A 16,907-nucleotide genomic window follows, 5' to 3' on the forward strand; every position below is an offset into this window, starting at 1 on the left:
GGAGTGTTCTAAAAGCCGACTTGCAGGCCCAGCGTAAAGATCTTGGTGGTTGGATACTGGGCCTGATCGTAACCCCGGCGCAGGTTATCGAAACCGCGATTGATCTCAGGGTCGTAGCCACTGTAGCTGTCAAAGGTGACGAGGTTGACCGCATTGGCGTAAAGCCGGGCCGACCGGATCCAGTTCAGAGACTGCACGGGGAAGTTGTACCCCAGACTGATATTCCGCAGCCGCACAAAGCTACCGTCCTCAATGACGCCCGTATCCGAAGTGATCAGCGTTCTGGCGGCTCCTTCCGCCGATGGTACGTCAGAATCCATGTTCGTGGGCGTCCAGCGATCCGCGTATCTTTTAAAGGTGTTGTTGTCCAACGCCACACCTACCCGGCTGTCAGTTTCATTGAAAACATCGTTGCCTACGGTAAATGAAAGGAAGAAGGAAAGATCAAAACCTTTAAAGCTCAAGGTATTTCCCATGCCTCCAAAGAAGTCCGGATTGGCATCACCGATGATCTGCCGGTCTTCACTGGCACTGATCACTCCGTCACCGTTCAGGTCCACAAAGCGCTTACCACCCGCGAATACCGAAAATCCGGTCAGTCCGGAATCTTCGATCTCCTGTTCGGAGTTCCAGATGCCGTCCCGTACCATACCGTAGAAGGTACCGATGGGTTCTCCTTCCTGCAGGATACCGGAAGCCACGGCCTCTACCCCACCGATGGAGTTGGTGTAGATGAACCCTTCTTCGTTGAAGATATCGACCACTTCGTTCTTATTGGTCGCAATGTTGAAGGTGGTTTCCCAACGGAAGTCGTTGCGGTTGATATTGATCGTTGAGATGGCCAGTTCGAGCCCCTTATTGGAGACCTGCCCGAAATTGGACAGGGAAGTGGAGAAGCTGGTCAGCCAGGGCACCTGCACATTGATAAGCAGATCGTTCGTCAGCTTGGAATAATAGTCGAGCGTGACCTGCAGGCGATTGTCAAAGAAACCCGCATCGATCCCGATATCGAACTGATCCGTCGTTTCCCATTTCAGGTTATCGTTCCCCAGGGAGTTGGCGGCGATACCGGATACCACATCCTGATTGGTACCGAGGATATAGTTGTTCCCGCTATTGGACAGCCGCGTAAGGGAAGCACCGAAGCCAAGACCGGGGTTACCCAGTCGACCGTAACTGACCCGCAATTTCAGGTCATCAAAGATCCCCATGCCCTGAATAAAATCCTCTTCGATCAGTCGCCAGGCAATCGCTCCGGAAGGGAACAGCGCTCGCTTATTGTTGGCCGCAAACACCGAGGATGCATCCGAACGGGCGGAAAGCGTCAGCAGGATCTTACTTTTCCAGGAGTAATTGGCCCGGAAAAGGAAGGATTCAAAACCGATCTCGGAAGAACCGGATCCGGCGGCACTTCTCTCCACCCCAGCTCCCAGATTGTTGAAGGTGAAGGCATCCGTTACGTAGCCTCTAGTCTGGACATTGCTGTTGGTATTGAAGATCCGCTGGCGGGTATAACCGATCAGGGTATTGAGGCTGTGATCGCCAAAATCCTTGGCGTAGGATAAGGTGTGTTCCGTCAGCAGGTCAAGATTTTCACCATTGGAGATGGTAGCCGTTCCCTGATTGCCCCGCTGGCTGTACAGCGTGGAGGGGGCGTAACTTTCGTTACGGAAATTATTCAGATTGGCGCCCAGGCTGAGCCGGTATGTCAGTCCGTCTATCGGTTCGAATTCACCGAAGATGTTACCCAGCAGGCGATTTCGCGTTCTTTGGTTGACGTTGAGTACCGCATTGGCAACCGGATTATCGGCACTGAATTCGCTACTCACCGTCTGGAAAGTAAAATTCCCGTCCTCATCCCGCACGGGCAGGGTGGGATCCCAACCGGCAGTATTGATAATATTAGTCGAACGGGGATTATCGATGGTCCGACTGATGGTCACGGAGTTCCCCAGCCGCAGGCGGTCGTTCACATCGTGATCCGCGTTGACCCGGAACTGATAGCGTTTCAGATTACTTTCAATAAAAATACCGTCCTGATCGAAGTAGTTGCCGGAAAGGAAGTAACGCGTTTTTGCGCTACCTCCGGATACGGACAGCGTATGGCTGGTGATGGGGGCATCATTCCGGTAGACCTCTTCCTGCCAGTCGGTGCCTTCGCCTAATGCATCGGGATTGGGGTAAATATTGGAGCCCTTCACCTCATTGGTCCAGGAGGCGTATTCGCTGGCATTCAGCATTTCAAACAGGCGAATGGGCGCCTGGTATCCGGTATAGACGTCGTAGGACATGCGGGACTGGCCCGCCTTGCCCCGCTTGGTCGTGATCAGGATCACCCCGTTCGCTCCCCGGGAACCGTACAGGGCGGTCGCCGAAGCATCTTTCAACACTTCGACCGATTCAATATCGTTGAGGTTGATATCGTTGAGGTTGCCGCCGCCGATGAAGCCGTCAATTACGTAAAGCGGTTCGTTGTTGGCGGAAATGGAGTTACTCCCCCGGATCCGGATCGTGGAAGCGGCACCGGGCGCAGAGGAAGTAGGAATGATCTGCAGGCCGGCTACCTTACCCCGCAGGGCATCATCCACCCGCACGGAAGATACTTTGGTGATCTCTTCGGATTTAATCGAGGAAACCGCCCCGGTCACGTCCGATTTTTTGGCCGTACCGTAGCCGATCACCACCACTTCGTCCAGCGCAGCGATATCCTCCCGCATGGTGATGGTTATTTCCGAGCGATTGCGTACCGGTACTTCCAGGGTTTCGTGTCCGATGTAGGACAGCACCAGGGTTTCATCTCCGTTGTCCAGTTCCAGGGTAAACTTACCGTCAATATCGGTAATGGTTCCCTTGCCGGAACCTTTCACCAGAATATTGACCCCGGTCAGCGGTTCGCCCGCGTCATTGGCCACGGTACCGGTCACGGTAAAAACTACCGCCAGCTGGGATAATCCCCGGCTGATGGAGCGGATCGGCATTTTGCCGTCGTCGCTGCCCGTAGTCCGCTGCAGACTCAGGTTCCCCCGGTTTTCGAGGGCTTCGATCTGCCGGATCTTTCTCTCCAGCTTTCTTTTATTCCGGTTGCCCTGTCGGTTATCTTTGTAGATCACGCAGTATTTGGGGCCGATCATGTCGTATTTTAAACCGGACTGTTCCAGCAGACCAGCAATGGCCTGTTCCAGCGTACGGTAACGGCTGAGATCGACTTCCACTTCAATACCCCGCAACAGATCAGCATCGTAGGAAAAGAATACCTTGTACTCTTCACTTAGCTGATCGAGTACTTCGGTCAGCAGGATACTCTGTTCCATGGTGACGGAGTGGTCCGCGGTGTGCGCCGATAGCGCCGGCGAACCGACTCCCGCCAGGAGCAGGATCATGGCTAGTAGTAAATGTTTCATTTTATTCATATCGTGAGCATTGTGGTTGTTGTTCGTAAAAAGTTGGCATAACACGGGCCCGGCAACGAATGGTACGTTCCTTGCCAAAAGCAGCTGATCTCTACCTTACTCGAAAGGTTACATTTTTGGGTATTGCGGAATGACTATCGCAGCAAGAGGACTTTGTCTTCGCCCTCGACTTTTTCGATCTTCATTCCCATCGTTTTACTGAGGATAAGCAGGGCACTTTCCAGGTCTTCAGCGGGAAGCCCCAGTGATATTTTTCGTTCTTTTAGAGATTCATCGTAGTATACTGCCTGCCAGCCGTAAATGGCCTGGATGCGGTCCATGAGCTCCGTCAGGGGCACATCCTCAAATTCCAGGACACCGTCTTTCCAGGAGGTTACTTTTTCTGCTTTCACCTGGCTGAGGATAGGATCTTGTTCATCCTGTACCGAAAAACTCACCAGGTCTCCCGGTTTCATCAGCAGTTCGCTTTCAAAATCCCGGTTCAGGTTGAGCTTGACGCTTCCTTCCTCCAGCACCACTTCGGTCTTATCCTTTTTCTCGATCACATTAAAAGCTGTGCCCAGCACTTCCACGGTGAGATCGTTGGTCAGCACCCGAAAATTAGCGCCCGTTTCCGGTTTCTTTTTCACCTGGAAAAAGGCCTCGCCGTCGAGCCAGACCTTGCGGGGGCGTTGTTTCCGGTAGCTCAGGGTACTATTGGCGTTTAGTTTTACCAGCGTACTGTCCGGCAGGATGATGGTCATCTGCTGCCCGAAGGCGGTATGGTGGTCCACGTAGGGATTGAGTACGAAATACTCCAGCAAGAACCCGCTGAGGATCAGCAGGGCAAATCCGGCCGCGATCCGTAACCCCCAGGTGTGTACCCGGAGGCGTCGACTATCCGGCCCAGGGACCTCCCCGGGCGAAGACGTGCTGGTTTTTGCATGCAGTTTATGCCATTCTTCCCGGATCATCGCCGGTTCCAGCGGCACTTCCCGGATCTCGAACGGTATACCTTTCAGGATCGAGATCGCCTGTTCGGCGAGCTGGCGGTTTTGCGGGGTTTCCCGGATCCACTGTTCCCAGAACGGTTGTTGATCCTCCCGCTCACCGGACACCCACTCGCGGAAAGAGGGTTCACCCAGCAGGTCTTCCAGATTATCGATTTTTTTTCTTTTCATGTTTTACCGTTCTGATGCTATAGCCGCTGCGCACAGGAAGTTTTTCGTTTTGTCAACACAGCTTATCCACCCGTGTTACAGATATAGAGTATGCAGGAAAAAAATTTTAACCCAATATTTGAAAAAAAATCAGTTTTTGGTATTAAAAAAAGCGGTACGCACCGAATTTTTTTTGATTTTAATGCTAAATTTAACCTAAGCGTAGCGTGATAATTCTGGTAAAAACAGCAACTTTACCGCCCGTTGTTGTTTGGGAAACCGGATGAGAACCTGCACAAAATGGCAAAGGAGAACAAGGAACTAATCAAACTGTGGTCTGCATTTTTAGCAGGAGAAGAGGCAGCTTTCTCCCGGCTCTTTTTTGATTATTACGAATTGCTCTACCATTACGGCTACCGCATTACTCCCAAGCCCGAATTTCTCAAAGATGTATTGCAGGATTTCTTTCTTAACCTCTACGAATCCCGCGCTTCCCTCTCCCCTGACGTCAAGAACCTCCGCGCTTACCTGATCACTTCTTTTCGCCGACGGCTGCTGTTGGAACTGAAACGGCAAAGACGGACGAACAGCACCCTGGAGGACATTGTTGACAAGGAAGATCATCTGTTCGACATCGGTATAGAAGATGTGCTCATCAAAAGAGAATCGAGCGCGCAGCAAAAGCAACTGGTCGGTGAACTGCTGGATAATCTGCCGCCCCGCCAGCGGGAGATCATCTATCTGCGGTATTATCTGGATCTGAGTTTGCCCGAAATTGCCAAAACGCTGCAGATATCCTACCAGGTAGTGGCCAACCACCTGTACCGGGCCCTCAAGAAACTGCAGGGCAGCAGTACCATCAAACGCTTTTTTAAGATGGATATCTGGTTGTTATTGTCCCTCTATCCCCTACTGGGGTTTTGATGCCCCCGGCGCGGTACGCAGCGTACGGAAAGGAAATTGGCCGCGTTTCTTCCCCGGCGGGTCAATTATTCCGCCAATTGGGCGAAATGCCTTATTATTTCGGGATATAAAGTTGGGGAAAACCTGTACTTTTGGCCGAGCAACAACTACAAACCCATGTCGATATTTGATTCGATCCTGAATTTGTTTCGAAGGAAACCCGAAGCAACACCTACTGAAACTCCTAAAGATATTCGAGTGAATCCAATTGAAGAAGCTACCACCAACTCTATTACCCTCTCTCCCGATATGTCGACTTTGTATCTCATCGATAATAATCGGGCCATTCCCTTTGACCTCAACAATAAGAACGGTATTGTGGTCGGCACCCTCGACGGCCAGTTGACGGTAGCGACGGCCCTGCCGGTGATCATTCCACCGCAGGATAAGGAAGATCCGACCACTCCCGAGATCCCGGACGATGATGCCGGCAATACCGGTGGTACGCCGGACCGGGAACTGGAAGAGAGTCCGATTCGGCGTCTGGCCATAAGCCCACGTTACTTTAAGATCTCTACCCTGCGCAAGCAGTTCACGCTGATGTTCAACAAAGAACTCGGAGTGCTGTCCATCATCGGGGCTTCCGACATCGACACCAGCATCATTGGGGCCTCCGATATCGATACCAGTATTATCGGCGCATCGGATATCGACACCAGTATTGCCCGCAACATCCGCATCGATCCGGATCCGGAAGACACTACGGATACCCCCCAGGAATTCGACGCTCAGGGGGCCAAAGCGAATTGTTATATCTACTCTTTCCGCATCACCAAAAACTCGATCAATATCAAAAGAGCGGGCGGCCTGCTCATCATCCAGTACTAATTACTGATTGAGCAACTGGGCCATCTGTTTCTTCTTGATCTTTCCGGTGGCCCAGATCGTACACAACTCATCCAGACCGAGCGGCACCTTATTGCGTTCGCCCTGGGCCTTGATCTCTTCGATCAGTGTCTGGAAGGTCCGCTGTTTCTCCATGATCGGCACAAAGATCAACTTGTGTACCGTGGTGGTAATGAGATTTTCAAATTCACTTTTCTCCTGTACCTGGTCGTTGATCTGAAAATAGCGGTTCACCGAGCGCAGGGCTTTTTCGGGACCGTCCAGGTCGTCGATCTCGTATTCACAGATCAGGTACAACAGCCGTCCGGCCCGCTGGATATCGATCCGGCTACTGACCTTTTTCTTCGCGAATATCTTTTCACACCATTTCTTACAAGCCTGGAAATCTTCCTGGATGAACAGCAGAATAGCCGTGTTGAATAAAAGCACCAGCTGACTACCCGGACTGATAAAATAAGTGGACAGCCCCTTCTCCACGGTTTCCAGAAAGGCATCCAGTCCGCGGTTCTCACCCGTATTGATGAAATACATCAGCTTGTAGATACTGATCTTCTGAAAGACGAGACTTTTATCATGCAGGTTTTTCGGCCGGGCATTCTCCATACTTTCGATCAGCTTGGGAAAATACTGGTACTGCCCCTTGGTAGCGTAGCCGTGCAGGTAGTTGGAAATATCCACAATATACTTATGAAACTCCTCCTCTTTGTTCAGCGGGTGTTTGTCCCACCAGTCGATGACCTTTTCGTAGTACTGGAAAACATCGTCAAAATTTCCGAGCAACTGGCTGTAGAGCGCCCAGCACTGGTAAAATCGTCGCCGGGAACCCGGGGAAATCATTTCCGGATCCCGGGCTACGAGTTGCGGATAGAATTTGGCCCTTACCCGCTCGATATCCTTTTCGTCACTCAGCCGGAATTTCTGGAGCACGATATTGACCAGATCCTCGTAAATGGCGAGGTACCACATCTCATCGGTGATCCGCTGCAGTACCTCACTGGATTCTTCGGAAAGTTGTTCCACCACCTGCTCGTAACTTTTGGAGCGGCGGTCCCGTACCAAACGTCGTTCCTCCTTGAGGATCTCGAGCAGGCCCAGGTTATCGTCCAGCTTCTCGGCCAGGTCCTTGGCGTTCTGCAAACGTTCCTGGCACTGATCGTAGAGGCCCCGTTCGGAAAGGTATTTGGCGTCCAGGATCATTTCCCGGATGCGGGCCGCCAGGGAGTTGGCGCTGCGGTAATCCCGCATACTCCGCATAATGGCTTCGTACAGGTAGTTCTTATCCGTAGACAGGTTCCTGCCGAATTGCTTTCTCAGGGCTTTCTCATCATCGTCTTCCATATCGTTGATGGCCTGGAACAGTTCCAGGTAGCGACTTCCCTTGCGCCCGGTCTTCTGAGCGTCAATAGTAAAGTACCGCTTTTCGGACTTAGACATGGCCCGGATCAGTTCGTACAGATCCGTTCTTCGCTTCATTAAAGCTCCTTTTCGTTAAGATTTTCAAAAATTTCCTACAAAATAAAAAAAAATTCAGTTTTTAGAAACTTAACTTTTTGACAATTTATGTTTAATTCAGTTTTTCACACAAATTACTGATTTACAACTAATTAAATTTTAATACCTGGTTTTAAAAACCTCCGTAAAACACAGTCAGAAACTTCAACTTTTGGCAAAAAGTGGTTTTCCCCGCCTTGCTTCATCCCCTAAATTTGTAAGCGTAATCAACGGATTACAAACAAAGACAAAAACAGTCGAAACTTGACATAAAGATTATCTGGTTTATTTCTCAATCTATCTGTCCTTAATTGCAAGACTCAATAAGTCGTTGGATGGTAGGTTCGCTTACCATCCAACCTTTTTAGACAGTATAGAAACTAATGCCAGGAAAGTCATCACTATGATCGCTTTTGATTCAACGGGCAGCAACAGGTTTTACCCCAACCTGCTGCCAACGTCCCCCAAAACCTTGAAAGCTAATGCCCTATCGCACTAGCAATGTATTACATACTATGATTGAATTTAGAAACGAGGAGTAGGAACGGAGGCAGAAAGGAGTTCACGAAAGCGATCTAAGGGCATGGGCAGCCCGGTCCCGATAGCGGATCTGGGCTGCCTACCACACCTGATCTTCGCCGGACAGGTTAAGAAAATTACAATCCAATGGCCGCAGGCCATAAAGAACTTTATAGGGTGTTTTATTTTTTTAGAAGGGCAATTGGAGATAAGTAGATAGTTGCTATTATTCCGGGCTGGGTAGCAATAAATGTATTGCTGCCCAGTTTTCTTTTTCTCCGGAAAACGCGGCTACTATCCATCTCAGAGCATCATTTGGCTCGCCCACGACACCTTATTGCCGACACAATCCCCACCAGCGGGGATCACCTTTTTGAAAAATCTATTGAAATCTAATCGGAAGTAAAACCTGAGTCTGATGGGGAAATGCGGCTACAAACAAAATCAGCCAAAACAGACTCAATCGCTGTGAGAAAGCCCCAATCGTCTTTGCAAACCTAAAAGGGACACACCGAGATGTGTGTATGTGTAACTCCTTTTTGTATTTACCCAAAAAACCCATTAGTCAGTCCCGCTCAGTCCCCCGTTGAGCGGGATTTTTTTATTGTCCCACCTTCACCTCACCTTTCGGTCTTTTCTCTTTCCACCGTCAGAATGATCCGATCCGCAATGTTTTTGGCCGTGGTGATCTTTTCCAGGGCCGTAAACAATTCCCCGGTTTTTCCCGAGGGGTGCCCGTATCCGGTGAGTTTCAGCAGGAAATGACGCTTTTCCCCGCAGGCCTGCTGTCCGATCTCCGCCGTATAGACCAGCGACGGCTGCCCGACCCGCCCGGAACCGGAATAAATGGGATCATCCGGAAAGCTGGTTTTGGTAAAATATTCGTTCCAGTCGTAAGACTGATTGAGTTCCAGCAGGATCCGGTACTTTTTGCCGCTCTGCAGCGTGGTGCGGGTATGAATTACAAAATTGCCGACCGGCGTAGCGCCCGAAACCGCATCGAGATCCGGCGCGCCGTCCAGCGGGATGTACAGCCCGTCTGAAGCCTGGATGCCACGCTGGTGCGCCCAGTAAGGCAGGCCTTCGGGCCGACGGACCACGGCCGGTTTCCACCTTCGTCCCAGTTTTATCCCAAAGTCGTAGGTACTGGTAGAGATCACCCGGGAGATGTACAGCGTTTCCAGGTAGTTGCCCAGACTATCTTCCAGCCACAGGGCAAACATCGGGTACTGAAAGGCCGCTCCCTGTTGGAGTTCGACCTTGATCTGGTGATCTCCCTGCTTTTGTTCCAGCTCGATGACCTCATAATCAAAACTCGTCTCGCTTTTGCCCAGTTGCCGGTTCCGCAGGGAATTCCCCCAGTCGTAGATGGCGTTCAGACCGGGCAGGTCCAGCATGAGCCCCAGTACGAGCAATAAAGTCATTCCGAAAATTAACGGGCTCTGGTATTTTCGCCACCGGGTCTGGCGGCGGCCACTTACGTAATTTCCCAGGGGGATCTTATTGTTCAGCAAATGGAGCAGGATCCCGGCGCAAAACAGTATGGCAAAAACCGTATGCAGGGAAGCGACCGTCTTTTTAAAGGGAATAAAATACATTACCGCACCGGAAATTGTCAGGATCAATACGGTGGAAAGCAGGATGTTGCCGAGGAGTCTTCTGTTCATGACCTGTGTTTTTTTTACAGGGCAAAGGTAGAGGCAGAAGACCGGCAGGTCAATAAGGGGCAAATTTTACCCCATCACAGCAACTGTCCGAAGCGGGTCATTTCGGTAAAGACCGGAGCGAGTTTTCGTCCCAGCGGGGTCAAGGAATACACCGTTTTTCGGGGGTATTCGTCAAAATCTTCCTTTTGGACCAGTCCCGAGTCGATGAGTTCACCCAACTGCCGGGTCAGGGTACGTTTGGTGGCTTCCGGTAGTCCCTGTTCAAAATCGCGCAACCGCGCCTCTCTCCGCAACAGTTCACTGAGGATGGCCGGTTTCCACTTGCCGGTGATCACATTCAGGGTCTTCTCAATGGCACAGTCCGCTTTGACCGGTATTTTTCGGGAATAATAACTCATGATCGCTTTACCTGGATTGAATAATTCCGGATGGCCGGCAGGCACCGGCACATCGCTATTATGAATCTTCAATTTACACAGAATTTTCTGACCGGCAGGAAGCCGTTGTAATTTTTCCCCGCCGCGGGCGACTATTCCCGGCTTTGTACCCAGAGTTCACCGTGTAACTTATAAGCCAGGATCCCAAATCCTTTTTTCAGATAAAAATGGAGATAGGGTGCTCCATTATAAGTTTCACTTACCTTAAACTCTATGACCTCCCCGTATTCGGTCCCCAGTAAAGTGATGGAGTTGTGGTAGGTGCGTTTCCGGGTACTATAATTTTCCGCCATGGCATCTACCGAGTGGTAAAAATTAGCAATGTTCGACAGGTTCCGGCTTTGGAACAAAATGATCCGCAGAATCGGATCGGCCGGTGCTTCGTTGGTGATCTCATTGACAAAATAGGATAACTCCAGATGGAGCGTATCCGGGCCAAATTGAGTTCCCAGGAATTCGAGGTGAGCGGTTTCATTCTGCTGGCAAACGATGTCCACATGTTCGGTGCTGGCGGAGCAATTGAAGGTACTGCGCGACCGGTAGATGTAGTGCGCCCGGCTCGTGATCTCCAGTTCGGCGCTTTCACCGGCTGCATTGAGGTAGGAAACCGACGCAGCGGGATCCTTACACAACATCGGTACCCAGGCGTAATCCTCCGCTTCCAAGAATTTGGTTTCCGCCAGTTCGTAAACATTGCAAACGAGGAGATGACCCGCAGCAGAACATTCGCCCGGGTCGCTTACCAGTGGTAGCTGGTCATTGGGACAGGCAAAATCCGTCAGATCTTCCAGGGGGAGATCCCTTTCTTTTTGGCACCCCAGACAAAGGAGCAGCGCCAGTCCGATCATCAAATTTGGTGATTTCATAGATCATTAGAGATTGCGTTCCAGAGGTTAGACGATAAAAATGGCCAGACCGTTGGGGCCGGGGCGTAAATTTCCGGTCATCCACCATCTGCTTTTCTGCACCCGGCTAATAAAAAAACCTTCCGAAATTGCTTCCGGAAGGCTTCTAAATCCTATTCGATTTGCGATTGAGAGTGTAATCCTCTCTTCAGATCTTTTTGTGCAGTGGCCGCTCGTTGACCGCTCTACGAGACATGAAGTAAGGACTCGAACAGGGGGTAAATCCCAATATTATGGGTAAACGGGTGCGGGCCTTTCCATTCGCCGTTTCCCGGCTTCCGGGAAGACGACAGACCGGCCTCACCCGTGTAGCTTTATTTTGCCCACCACAGTTTGGTATCCTGCTGGTCGGGGCCCTGCACACCGATGGCGGTACTTACGTTGTTGCCGTTGGTATTCAGAGCCTGGTTGCCGTAGCGCAGGCGCTGCGGATATTTGCCGTTGATATCGCCGGGGGAATACAGATCGTTATCATCTACACCGTTCGCCAGGGAAGTCGGATAGCCGGTATCCCGCACGATGGCCCAGGCTTCGAAACCATCCGTAAAGGCCGCGATCCAGCGCTGGGTAGCGATCTTTTCCAGTTGGGCGTCCATATCACCGTCGAGGGTAGCCATCGGAGAGTTGGCCAGGTAAACTTCGATATCAGCATCACCGATATTCCAGATTTTCATAGCCTGCCGGATACCTTCGCTGTACATTTCCTGTGCGTCATCCGAGCCCAAACCTCTAACGGCTGCTTCGGCACGCAGGAAGTAAGCTTCGGCGGTAGTCATGATGATCTCGGGGAAAATATCACCGGAGTTCTTTCTGCGGATCACCCATTCGTCCGGCTTAGAGAAAAACTCGTAAGCGGCATAAGGCTGCGTCTCACCGTTCAGGCGTACGGGCTGACCGACAAAGTAGGTGTCCTCAGCCATGGTGATGGTGGTCGTCGTTCCATCGGTAGTTACGTCCAGTTCCACACCGGCGCTTTCCAGTTCCTGCAGCATGAAATCCAGACGCTTCTGATGCAGTTCCGCTTCGGTACCGTCCGGAGTTTCAATGGTTACCGTACCACCCGGAGCCGGATCGGCGTAAGCATCCAGACGCGGGTCATTGTTATCGCGCAGCAGATCGATCATGATCTTACTCATTTTCCAGTCAGATCCCCGGCCGAAATTGTAGTATACGTCACCGTAAGCGGCGCTTCCCCACTGGGAAATCTCGATATCTTTTTCCAGCAAAGCATTGTCACTGTCACTTTCCAGAAGAGGAGCAGCCAGCGCCTCGGAGATCGCAGCATTGGCGAAGTCCGCACCCGGCGCACCCAGTGCACGCATAGCGATCCGTAACTTTAGCGTATTGGCCAGTTTTTTCCACTTTTGCAGATCACCGCCGTAGTACAGGTCATTCTCACCTACATCGTCTACATTCGCTCCGGTACGGTCGGCATCGCCGATCGTGGTCATTGCTTCGTTCAGCTCGCTGATCAAACCGGCGTAGATCGTACTTTGCTCATCGTATTTGGGCAGGGTAATGTCCCGGTTTACCGCTTCCGTATAAGGGATCATCCCGAAAGCGTCGGTATACATCTGGAAGTACAGCCCGCGCATGATCTGACCCATGGCGTACATGTATTCGTTTTCGAATTCACCACCGCGCTCTACCAGACGCATGAAGTTATCCAAACCTCCGATGTAACCGGATAGCCAGCCCCAGGAAGCGTCGGTATAGGCGCTGTTGTAGGAGTAGCCCAGTCCGTCGTTCCACCAGCACCCTCTGAAACCAAAGGTCACCTGACCGGCGTAACGGTCGGCGTGGATCAGGTGGGCCCGCCAGTACGGAAAGCGGTTGGGCGCGTACAGTTGGAATTGCGGCTGGGTCAGAAAGAACTTACCACTGACCTCATCGCTGGTAAACCCGGATGGGTTCACGTTGATATCGTTAAAATCGCCGGTACACTGAGCTACGAACATAGCCGTCAGCACCAGGCACAACATTTTTATTTTAGATCTCATTTTTTTAGTTTTTCTAGCTGAAATTTCGGAGAATCTCTCCAATAGATTATTAACCAAGGTCTTTTAATTTATAAAAAATTATCAACCTGTACCAAGGGTTAATCTTAGAATTTCAGGCTAATGTTAAACCCAATACTTCTCAGGGTCGGCAGGTTATTACTCAGAATACCCATACCGTTGTTGGAGGTACCCAGGCTCGCTTCCGGATCTACGTGCGGAATGTCCTTGGACAAAAAGAACAGGTTCCGTCCGATCAGGCTGATATTGGCTCCCTGCAGGAATGAGTTACCAAAAGCCGAAGCCGGAATGTTATACCCCAGTACAAATTCGCGGAGGCGAATGTTATCCTGATTGAAGACGTAGTTGGCGCCGATACCGGAATAAGCTCCCCAGTACTGCTGAGCGGTGATCTGGGTCGTATTCGGTACAAAGGTTCCATCTTCCTGCTCCACTACACCGTCCACGGTGATACCACCATCGCGGTACTGCAGACTTTCTACCGAGGCACCGGAACCGTCCAGGCTGGCGTTGGTCGCAGAATACACCTGACCACCGATACGGGCGTCGATCAGGAAGCGAAGCATCAGGTTCTTGTAGGTCAGGGTATTGGACAGACCTCCGATCCAGTCCGGCTGGGCATTACCCAACAGGGTGCGATCCGTGGAAGCCAGAGGAATACCGTTGGAGTTTACGATCACCTGTCCGGCATCATTGGTCCGCCAGGTCGTACCGTAGATGTCACCGTATCCGCCGCCGACAGTTGCCTGAATGGCGATGTTACCGGAGTTGGTGGTATTCAGGGTATGGCTTTCCAGGTCCTCGATCAACTCAACCAGTTCGTTTTCGTTCGCGGTGAAATTGAAAGACAGATCCCAGTTGAAACTGCCCGTACGGATGGGCGAACCGCCGATCAGGAATTCCACCCCGGTGTTGGTAACTTTACCGATGTTCTCGCGGAAGGCGGAGAATCCGGTTGCAGCCGGTACCGGTACGTCGTAGATCAGGTCGGTAGACTCAATATTGTACCAGGACATATCTAAGTACAGGCGGTTCCGCAGCATGCGCAGTTCCACTCCGAATTCCAGAGAGTTGATGCTTTCCGGCAGCAGGCTCTCGCTCTTTCTGACCGCATCGCGGGATAGGGTCGTGCGTCCCAGATAACCGTCCTGAGCTACAAAGTAAAGCGTATTCAACTGGTAAGGATCCGTGTCGTTACCCACTTCGGCGTAGTTACCTCTAACTTTGATCAGGTCAAAGGTAGCTCCGTTCGGATCGAGGAAGCGATCCAGCAGGAAGGACAGACCGAATGAAGGATAGAAGTACGAGCGGTTGTCTTCGGGCAAGGTAGAAGACCAGTCGTTACGCCCCGTGATATCCAGGTAAATGAAATTGTCGTAGGAAATAGAAGCCGAAGCATACAGCGAGTTCACCTTCTTCTCACGCAGCGGCGTGTAGAAAGGATCATTCTCTACCGTGTTCGCCAGGATCGGACGAGTCGGGATCTTGAAGTTGCTCGAGGTGAAGCGCACGCCTTCGCCCGTACGGTAGGAAGCGTTACCACCCAGATTCACATTGATATTTAAACTGGAACCGACATCCTTATTGATCATGAACAGGAAGTCCGCGTTGGTTTCCGTGTTCCGGGCATTGCTCGCGCTGAGCGCACCCTGCTTCACAAAGTGGTGGCCGGGTTGCGTAATGCCTTCTCCCTGTACGTTGGTCACGTCCGTACCGACCCGTGCGAATGCAGACAGCCAGTCGGTGAACTGGTACGTCAGTTTGGCAAAGCTCAGCAGGCGTTCGCGGCGGTTGAAGTTGCGGTCGTGGTTCAGGAGCCAGTACGGGTTGGCACCCAGAGCGGAATAGGAAACCGCATCCAGAGACTCATCCGGATACTGGTAAGTTTCCAGATCCTGAATGGCCACGTTTCTCGGCATATAGTATAGGTAAGACAGCACCCCTTCCGAACCCTGGGAAACTTTATTGTTCAGTTCCTGGGAGAAGTAGGTCGCTTTGGCGTCCAGACTCAGACGGGAAGACAGGTTCATCTGCGTACGCAGGGTGAAGTTGTGGCTTTCCAGGTCCGAATTCGGCAGAATGGACTGCGTCTGGTTGTTGGTGTAAGAAAAGCGGGCGTTGAAGTCCTTGCTGCCGCCTTCCAGGGCCAGGGTGTTGATCACCTTCGGAGCCGTGCGGAAAAAGTCTTCCACATTGGTCGGTTGCGCCGTGTAGGGGCGGTTCTCACCGGTATAGTACAATTGCGAGCTACCGTCCAGTCGGGGTCCCCAGGAGCTGGATGCGCTCTTGAGATCCGTTACATTACCCGGTACGTTCTGGGCTGTACCTTGGCCGTATTCGTTCTGGTAATCCGGCAGGAACATTGGATTGTCAAAAGTGATGTTGGAATTGATGGATACGCCGATCCCCTGACGGGCCGTACCCTTCTTGGTCGTGATCAGCAGTACCCCGTTACTGGCCCGTGACCCGTACAGCGCCGCTGCGTTGGGACCTTTCAGTACGGAGATACTCTCAATATCGTCCGGGTTGATATCCGTGATACCACCGCCGGTCACGTTACTGTTGTAAACGCTACCCCCACTGTTGGAGCCGGAAGCATCGATCGGCATACCGTCCACTACGATCAGCGGCTGGTTGTTGGAAGTAATGGAGTTGTTACCCCGGATAACGATCCGTGAACCGGCACCCGGTCCGCCGGTACCCTGTGTAATGTTTACACCGGCTACTTTACCGACCAGGGAGTTCAGCGGGTTGTGGTCTCTAACGGTAGAGATCTCGTCCGCCCCTACTTCGGTAATGGAATAACTCAGGGCTTTTTTCTCGCGGGAGATACCGATCGCGGTCACAACTACTTCGTCGAGTGCCGCCCCGAACTGGAGGGTCACATCAATCTGTGTACGCCCGCCGATATCAACGGATTGGGTGGCGTATCCGGTGTAGGAAAACTGGAGCGCGGTCACCTCATCCGGAAAAGCCAGCGTATAGTTGCCTTCCAGATCGGTCACAGTACCTATTGTAGTTCCTTGTGCCAGTACGTTCACCCCGATCAGCGGGTCGCCATTCTCATCCGCTACCGTTCCGCTCACCTCCTGTTGGGCGAAGCTGAACTGGTAGGACATCAAGACCATTATCATCAGCAATAATGATCGACCGTACCTAATAAAATAGGGTTGGGAATAGGTAATCATAAATAGTGAATTTAAAGTGAAAAATTGATTGTCTGTCCTAGTGTATAGTCGTTTTCGTCTAATCCATTATCTGATTGACAGACTTTAGTTTCTAAGTAATTGTCGTGCATGGGGCTACCGGGTTTTTAGTTGGCTTGAGTCCCGGCGGGGGGAAGTTTTTTAGTTTAATATGCTATACAATACTAAAATATACAATAAAAATACAGGCTCTAAACAAAACAATATTTTGATTAGCGCTTACATTACTAAAGGTAGTGCATTCCGTTAACGCACACGGAATGTTAAAACAATATTAAAATTTTTTTCTTTTATAACCTAAAAATT

Annotated in this window: 10 protein-coding genes; 2 read left to right on the forward strand and 8 right to left on the reverse strand. The window is 51.2% G+C overall.

Annotated features, from left to right (window positions below):
- Window positions 1-8: 8 nt before the first annotated feature.
- The gene (locus CRP01_RS06215; RefSeq protein ID WP_099149141.1) at window positions 9-3,410 is read right to left on the reverse strand and encodes a SusC/RagA family TonB-linked outer membrane protein; all 3,402 of its coding nucleotides are present in this window, start codon (window positions 3,408-3,410) and stop codon (window positions 9-11) included.
- 134 nt (window positions 3,411-3,544) lie between these two features.
- A complete protein-coding gene (locus tag CRP01_RS06220; protein WP_099149142.1) occupies window positions 3,545-4,570 on the reverse strand; it encodes a FecR family protein in 1,026 nt (341 codons plus the stop codon).
- A 279-nt stretch (window positions 4,571-4,849) separates the two neighbouring features.
- Here CRP01_RS06220 and CRP01_RS06225 point away from each other — a divergent pair, with 279 nt between their 5' ends.
- On the forward strand, window positions 4,850-5,473 hold the full coding sequence (locus CRP01_RS06225; protein WP_143473288.1) for an RNA polymerase sigma factor: 624 nt from the start codon (window positions 4,850-4,852) through the stop codon (window positions 5,471-5,473).
- 237 nt (window positions 5,474-5,710) lie between these two features.
- Window positions 5,711-6,340, forward strand: coding sequence for a hypothetical protein (locus CRP01_RS06230; RefSeq protein ID WP_099149144.1), 630 nt, complete (start codon window positions 5,711-5,713; stop codon window positions 6,338-6,340).
- Here the strand turns inward: CRP01_RS06230 and CRP01_RS06235 are convergent, their stop codons facing one another.
- From CRP01_RS06235 to CRP01_RS06260, 6 genes are all read right to left on the reverse strand, one after another.
- On the reverse strand, window positions 6,341-7,831 hold the full coding sequence (locus CRP01_RS06235) for a hypothetical protein (RefSeq protein ID WP_099149145.1): 1,491 nt from the start codon (window positions 7,829-7,831) through the stop codon (window positions 6,341-6,343).
- 1,157 nt (window positions 7,832-8,988) lie between these two features.
- Window positions 8,989-10,035, reverse strand: a complete 1,047-nt coding sequence (locus tag CRP01_RS06240) for a DUF4405 domain-containing protein (protein ID WP_099149146.1) — start codon at window positions 10,033-10,035, stop codon at window positions 8,989-8,991.
- A gap of 74 nt (window positions 10,036-10,109) precedes the next feature.
- Window positions 10,110-10,505 (reverse strand): winged helix-turn-helix transcriptional regulator, encoded by a 396-nt coding sequence (locus CRP01_RS06245; protein WP_099149147.1) that lies wholly within the window; start codon window positions 10,503-10,505, stop codon window positions 10,110-10,112.
- 59 nt (window positions 10,506-10,564) lie between these two features.
- On the reverse strand, window positions 10,565-11,338 hold the full coding sequence (locus tag CRP01_RS06250; protein WP_143473289.1) for a hypothetical protein: 774 nt from the start codon (window positions 11,336-11,338) through the stop codon (window positions 10,565-10,567).
- A 353-nt stretch (window positions 11,339-11,691) separates the two neighbouring features.
- Window positions 11,692-13,377: a SusD/RagB family nutrient-binding outer membrane lipoprotein gene (locus CRP01_RS06255; protein WP_099149149.1), complete on the reverse strand. Its 1,686-nt coding sequence runs from the start codon at window positions 13,375-13,377 to the stop codon at window positions 11,692-11,694.
- 104 nt (window positions 13,378-13,481) lie between these two features.
- Complete coding sequence (locus CRP01_RS06260; protein ID WP_099149150.1) at window positions 13,482-16,583, reverse strand: SusC/RagA family TonB-linked outer membrane protein; 3,102 nt, start codon at window positions 16,581-16,583, stop codon at window positions 13,482-13,484.
- Window positions 16,584-16,907 lie beyond the last annotated feature (324 nt).

The organism is Flavilitoribacter nigricans DSM 23189 = NBRC 102662, assembly GCF_002646595.1.
Taxonomy (GTDB): domain Bacteria; phylum Bacteroidota; class Bacteroidia; order Chitinophagales; family Saprospiraceae; genus Flavilitoribacter; species Flavilitoribacter nigricans.